This is a genomic window from Fulvivirga lutimaris (assembly GCF_009711525.1).
In the GTDB taxonomy this organism is placed as follows: Bacteria; Bacteroidota; Bacteroidia; order Cytophagales; family Cyclobacteriaceae; genus Fulvivirga; species Fulvivirga lutimaris.
This window is the reverse complement of record NZ_SMLV01000212.1, coordinates 1-5709: the sequence shown is the minus strand read 5'-3', so window position 1 is coordinate 5709 and position 5709 is coordinate 1. Positions and strand designations below refer to the sequence as shown.

Genomic DNA, 5709 nt, shown 5'->3' with positions numbered 1-5709 from the left:
ATATCCGGATTGTTAATCAAAGCTCTGGCGATGGCTACACGCTGTTTTTGTCCTCCTGACACCCTGGAAGCCAGCTTATGAGCTTGTTCGGCAATGTCCAGAAGTTCAAGTTTTTCTATCGCATCCTTTTCAATTTCAGCCCTGGTTTTTTTACCCAATTTTAGCGCGGGCAACATCACATTTTGTAGAATGGTAAACTCAGGTAACAGGTAATGAAATTGAAAAATAAAGCCGATATGTTCATTCCTTATTCTTGCTAATTCATCTGCATGTTGGCCCATTAATAGCTGATCCTTCAAATATAGATTACCGGTATAATCAGTATCCATAGTAGATAAGATGTAGAGCAAAGTTGACTTGCCGCATCCGGATTTACCCATAATAGATACAAACTCACCCTTTCGAATTTTCAGTGAAATGTCTTTCAAAACATGGAACTTGACTGGGTCAGTGAAGTATTTATTCAGACCATCTGCCTTGAGAATTATATCGTCAGCGTGCTGTTTCATTGACCTCTAATGATTTCAACAGGATCAATTCGTTCAGCTCTACGGGCTGGCAAATAGCCAGCTAAAAAGGTAGAGATAATGGCAAAGGCAATTCCAATAAAGTAATACACCGGATTCCAGTTGACGGGAAAGGTTTTTACTGTTGGTAAGGCCTCTGTTTCGAAAGGAGTATGATCAATTAAAACAGAAATTCCATATCCAAAAATAAGGCCGAGAAGCCCTCCAGTTAGGCCAATGAGCATGGCTTGAGTAATAAAAATGTATTTAACATCTCTACCCGAAAATCCCGTGGCTTTAAGTATGGCAATGTCATTCATTTTCTCATAAATAAGCATATTGAGAATGTTGTATATACCAAAACCAGCTACTATCAGCAGTGTTATGGAAACTGCATAGGTGATAATATTGCGGATGGATGTGCCTGTTTCAAATTGGGCATTGGCTTCTTTGATATCGATGGCTGTAAGGTTGAAATTTCGCTCAATTTCCATAGCCATAGGTACAGCGTCTTCCAGTTTGTTCAACTTCACATTGATGTCAGTAATATAACTCTGACCCTCGCCTAATACCTGCTGTGCAGTTTTGAGGTTGATGTAGCTTTGAGCATTATCGATTTCCGCTAATCCACTTTGATAAAAACCCACTAGTTTTAACTGAAAGACATCGCCCTTACTTGAAATGATCTGGACATTATCGCCAATTTTTAAAGATAGCTTTTTGGCAACACCTATACCCATTAATATGCCATTTGAAGTCCGTTTTAGTGCCTGAGCATCACCTTCGAAAATATAATCATCCAACTTAAATAGACGTGATTCCTCCAATATGTCCACCCCATTTAAAATGCCATTGATTTGTAATGAGCCCGCAGAGTAAAAGGCCTGAGCCCTCACCAGCGGAGTTACTCCTCGCACACGCTCATCACTTTTCAGATGATCCATAAGTGGTATGGCATTATGAATCCTTTCCTGACTGAACTTTGGTTTGATGGAATGTACAACGTTGAATGCATTGCTAAACTCCGAGGCATAGTCAATAGGCTGTTTTTCACTGGGTTTAATTTCATTGTAAATATGGATGTGAGGGGTTCTATTGAGAATGAGTCCATCCAAAAGGTTGTTTAGTCCGGTCATGAAACTGACCAGAATTATAAAGGTGCCAATGCCAAAGGTCACACCAAGCGCTGCCGTTCCTGACTGTTTGAGTCGGGATAGCAGGTGTGTTTTGGAAATCGATAATATGATACCCCAATTCATGATTTATGGTAGGTATATGACGGTTGTAGTATCCACTCCTGATAGAATTTCTGCATATTCCATATTCATCATACCAACCTCGACTGGTACCTGTCCAGAATCCGTTTTAACAACATTACCGTCTTGCAGAAACCTTCTTGGTATGACTAATGCATTACTTTTTTGACTTACAATAATATTGGCCTCCCCAGAAAGTCCAGAGTAGAGGTTGTTAGGTTGATTCACAAAGTCAGCTTCTATCAAAAAAGTCTGCGTTCTCGTATTCTTTTGCGGCAATATCCTTGTCAAATATGCTTCAAACGTCTGGTCTTCAAAGGCGTCTAGTTTTAAAATAACTTTTTGACCAGTTTTTACTTTCGTAATATCGACCTCATCTACCTGCATTTTAATAATAAACGCTTCACTTTTACCGATAGTGGCTAGCGGCTCTTGTGGACTTATAAGTTCTCCGGGTTCTTTAAATACACTATAAACCCGGCCCTTCATTCGGCTGGTGATGGTGAAGTCACTATTGCCCTTCAAGGCATTTTCATAGTTATTCTGAGCCTGATTGACCATAGATTTTAGCTCTGTTTCAGTCCTTTCATATTCTTTATACAAAGACTGCAGCGTTTGTTTGGATACCTCATAGGCGAGCTTTCTCTGATCGAACTGTGCGGCAGTGCCAATATTCTGATCCCATAATCGCTTTTGACGCATGAAATCAATAGAATCCTGATGATGCGTAATTTTTGCCGTTTGAATTCTGTCCTTTAAGGATTTTAACACTGATCCAGGGCCTGACAGATTATCCTTTGCCAACTTTAAAGCTAATTGTGCATTCTCGGCATTAAGTTTTGAAGATGTGTTGGAAATTTGAGCTATCGCCTGATTGATTTGAATGGTATCGCCTTCTTTAACATAAACCTCAGAAATAATACCACTGACCACAGCATGCACTTCATAGAGTTGGTCTGGCTCAATATTAACTGAGGCATAAACAGACTCCGTAATTGGCTGCACTTGAGGTTTTGTGCTGTCCTTTTTTTGTTCACAGCCAGATAATCCTAAAATAATGATTAACAGTGTAGCAGAAATATTTATTGATTTTGAGAATTGGATTGCAGACATGATGGTCTTTGAGGTGATTAACATATAATACTAATATCGAGAATCTAAGCCAATCTAGTAACTTCTATTGGTCATGTTGATAGGTGATTAATGTCAAGAATTGTTTAGAGTACTTTGCTCGATTATTTATGAGTCTCAGATTATTCTCATAAGGTTCAAATAAATTTTATTTTTTTTTATCCCTTTCCACCCCTTGCATTTATTAAAAAAACTTTTTACCATTGTACTGTATTAGTTAAGTAGTACACTAAATCAGTAACAATGATTAACATAAAAAATCTCAATTTCACCTATGCTAAAAAGCAGCAGCCATTGTTCAACGAGTTGGACTGTGAGCTGAATGCAGGAAGCATAGTAGGTCTGTTGGGTAAGAACGGTGCTGGCAAGACCACACTGCTCAAACTTATGATCGGCCTGTTGTCACCCACTGAAGGTTTTGTTGATGTTATTGGGCATGAGCCTGCAAAGCGTCAGCCATCACTTCTGGAGGACATCTTTTTTGTATCTGAAGAATTTGATATTCCAGGTATTTCCATTAACAACTTTGTAAAGGCTAACTCAGGCTTTTATCCTCGCTTTGATTTGGAGCTGTTACAGCGCCTGATCAAAGATTTTGAACTGCCAGAAACAAAGAGCCTTCAGAAACTCTCTTATGGTCAAAAGAAGAAGTTTTTGATCTCTTTTGCACTTGCGACTAAGTGTCGTATTCTGGTGCTTGACGAGCCTACCAATGGCTTGGATATCCCTTCAAAGTCCATTTTCAGAAGAGTGCTGGCTGGATCTTTAGACGAAGATCAGTTAGTTATCATTTCCACCCATCAGGTCAAGGATGTGGAAAATCTGATCGATAGGATCTTGATGTTGGAGAAAGGTAAATTCATCATGCAGAAGGATCTTTTTGATATTTCTTCTCAACTGAATTTCATCACCACCTCTTCTACAGAGGGAGAAAATATATTGTACAGCGAGATGGTGCCAGGTGGATACAGGGCTATCACACCACAGGTCAATGGCAACTCTTCTGTCGATATTGAATTATTGTTTAACGCGATATCTGCGGATAACGAAAAACTGAAAGAATATGTCCAGTAATACATTCAACTTCAACAGGTTTGGAATGCTGTTCAAGCAGCATTTTATTCATAACAACAAGCTATTGATGTATTCATCGGTGGCATATGTGGGTGTTATTTTCATCTTGCTCACCATTGTTCAAATGGGTCAGGATCGTGTGCCTCATGACGTAGAGATGTTCAGAGGATTCTTGATTGGGTTTGTGGTAGTGTTCGGCATTCTTTATGCTGGTTATTCCTTCCCTGCTTTAAGGTCCAAAGAAAGCACTATTAACTACCTCATGGTTCCAGCTTCGGTGTTGGAGAAGTTCCTTTTCGAATTGGTCAGTCGATTAGGTGTAACATTTATACTTCTTCCTATTCTATTCTGGATCACTTTCCATCTACAGGGATACTTTTTCGACCTTTTCACAGAGCTTAGTTTTAGGCCCATTGGATTTGCTGAAGTGGTCGATTTTCAGGTGCCAGATCAGATAAGAGATTCAGCCTTCTGGTTTGTAACACTTATTTCATCACTCATAATGCTTGGTTTTGTTTTGCCTTTTACCGGTGGCGCTATGTTTATGAAACAGCCTTTGGTTAAAACGCTCTTTTCGGTGGCCATAATTGTAATTTTTTATGCCGGCTGTGTATACATAGCACTAGAGCCATTAGGCGTGGCAAAATACAATCCTAATGACACCATGTGGCTCATCCCAAGCAATGAAAAGGGTGCTTTTCGATTTTTTGGAAGTGCAGTTGTATTAACAAATTTGGTCATGTTGTTTGTGGCCTTCAGAAAGTTAAAAGAAAGGGAGGTATAATATGGAGTTTCAGAATGGCAAAAGCATCTTTCTGCAAATAGCAGACACAATTACCGATAAGGTGGTAAGGGGTGAATTTCCGGCAGGTGAAAAAATTCCATCTGTCCGTGAACTGGCTTCCGAAATGGGAGTAAATCCGAATACAATAATGAGAACCTACAGTGAATTACAAGCTATGAGCATTATAGAAAACCAAAGAGGTATCGGCTATTTCGTTAACCCTGATGCCCAAAAAATAATCCTAGAAGGTAAAAAAGAAGAATTCTTCAGCCAGGTATTGCCTGAGTTTTTAAGACAGGCTGCCCTATTGGGAATTACTTCAAGCGAATTGAAAAAGCATATAGAAAATATAAAATAAGCGACATGAAACTAAGCAATAAAATACTCATCGGTTTCTTCGGGTTTGCATTTATCTATATGACTGCTGCCTTTACCGAGATCAGGTTAAAGGGCGATCCTAATCGCATTGATGAATTTAATGGTGTTATGGAGACAGTAGGTATTAATAATGTCAACTACCTTGTTTTGCCTGACCTAGATCACCGAATAACAATTATGGGCTCAGACAATCCCAGGATTGAGGTCAAAAGCTTGAAGGGAGATCTTTTGAAGTACTTGAAGTACAACATAAAAGGAGATACACTTACCCTGGAGTCTTTAGAACTGGAAGAAAGACAGAACCTGGTGATCTACATTCATGTGCCTAAAAACAATTTTGTTGGCCTAACTTCTAACAATGCCGGAATAAGCATTGGTGAATTGGAGCTTGCGAATTTAACAATTGTGCAAACAGATGGATGGATCAGAATTGGCGAAAACAATAAACTAGGAACGATTAATTTGACAGCAAATCAGGGTGCATATTTCAATGCGTCAGACGCAGAAATAGATACTTTATCAGCAACAATTGAAGATTCACAAATTTCTATTTCTTCTTCCTTAAAACTAGCTAAAGGAT

The 5709-nt window shown here is 39.0% G+C and carries 7 protein-coding genes; 4 read left to right on the top strand and 3 right to left on the bottom strand.

The genetic code is table 11. The features are described 5' to 3' along the window. From E1140_RS02265 to E1140_RS02255, 3 genes are all read right to left on the bottom strand, one after another. Nucleotides 1-509 (bottom strand): ABC transporter ATP-binding protein (locus E1140_RS02265; RefSeq protein ID WP_155178606.1); only part of this gene is annotated, 509 nt, incomplete at its 3' end. Then, the gene (locus E1140_RS02260) at nt 506-1765 is read right to left on the bottom strand and encodes an ABC transporter permease (protein ID WP_155178604.1); all 1260 of its coding nucleotides are present in this window, start codon (nt 1763-1765) and stop codon (nt 506-508) included. The genes E1140_RS02265 and E1140_RS02260, both read right to left, overlap by 4 nt. Before the next feature lie 3 nt (nt 1766-1768). Further along, nucleotides 1769-2875, bottom strand: a complete 1107-nt coding sequence (locus E1140_RS02255) for an efflux RND transporter periplasmic adaptor subunit (RefSeq protein WP_155178602.1) — start codon at nt 2873-2875, stop codon at nt 1769-1771. Between the two features lie 261 nt (nt 2876-3136). Between E1140_RS02255 and E1140_RS02250 the strand changes: the two genes are divergently transcribed. The 4 genes from E1140_RS02250 to E1140_RS02235 form a co-directional block, all read left to right on the top strand. Next, nucleotides 3137-3967, top strand: coding sequence for an ABC transporter ATP-binding protein (locus E1140_RS02250; RefSeq protein ID WP_155178600.1), 831 nt, complete (start codon nt 3137-3139; stop codon nt 3965-3967). Further along, nucleotides 3957-4751: a hypothetical protein gene (locus tag E1140_RS02245; protein WP_155178598.1), complete on the top strand. Its 795-nt coding sequence runs from the start codon at nt 3957-3959 to the stop codon at nt 4749-4751. The genes E1140_RS02250 and E1140_RS02245 overlap by 11 nt, the downstream gene beginning before the upstream one ends. 1 nt (nt 4752) lies before the next feature. Continuing rightward, complete coding sequence (locus E1140_RS02240) at nt 4753-5109, top strand: GntR family transcriptional regulator (protein ID WP_155178596.1); 357 nt, start codon at nt 4753-4755, stop codon at nt 5107-5109. A gap of 5 nt (nt 5110-5114) precedes the next feature. Then, nucleotides 5115-5709 (top strand): hypothetical protein (locus E1140_RS02235; RefSeq protein WP_155178594.1); only part of this gene is annotated, 595 nt, incomplete at its 3' end.

Bases quoted from the DNA above. Each gene is read 5' to 3' on its own strand.
- E1140_RS02260 (WP_155178604.1), bottom strand. From the start codon at position 1,765: ATGAATTGGGGTATCATATTATCGATTTCCAAAACACACCTGCTATCC.
- E1140_RS02245 (WP_155178598.1), top strand. From the start codon at position 3,957: ATGTCCAGTAATACATTCAACTTCAACAGGTTTGGAATGCTGTTCAAG.
- E1140_RS02250 (WP_155178600.1), top strand. From the start codon at position 3,137: ATGATTAACATAAAAAATCTCAATTTCACCTATGCTAAAAAGCAGCAG.
- E1140_RS02240 (WP_155178596.1), top strand. From the start codon at position 4,753: ATGGAGTTTCAGAATGGCAAAAGCATCTTTCTGCAAATAGCAGACACA.
- E1140_RS02255 (WP_155178602.1), bottom strand. From the start codon at position 2,875: ATGTCTGCAATCCAATTCTCAAAATCAATAAATATTTCTGCTACACTG.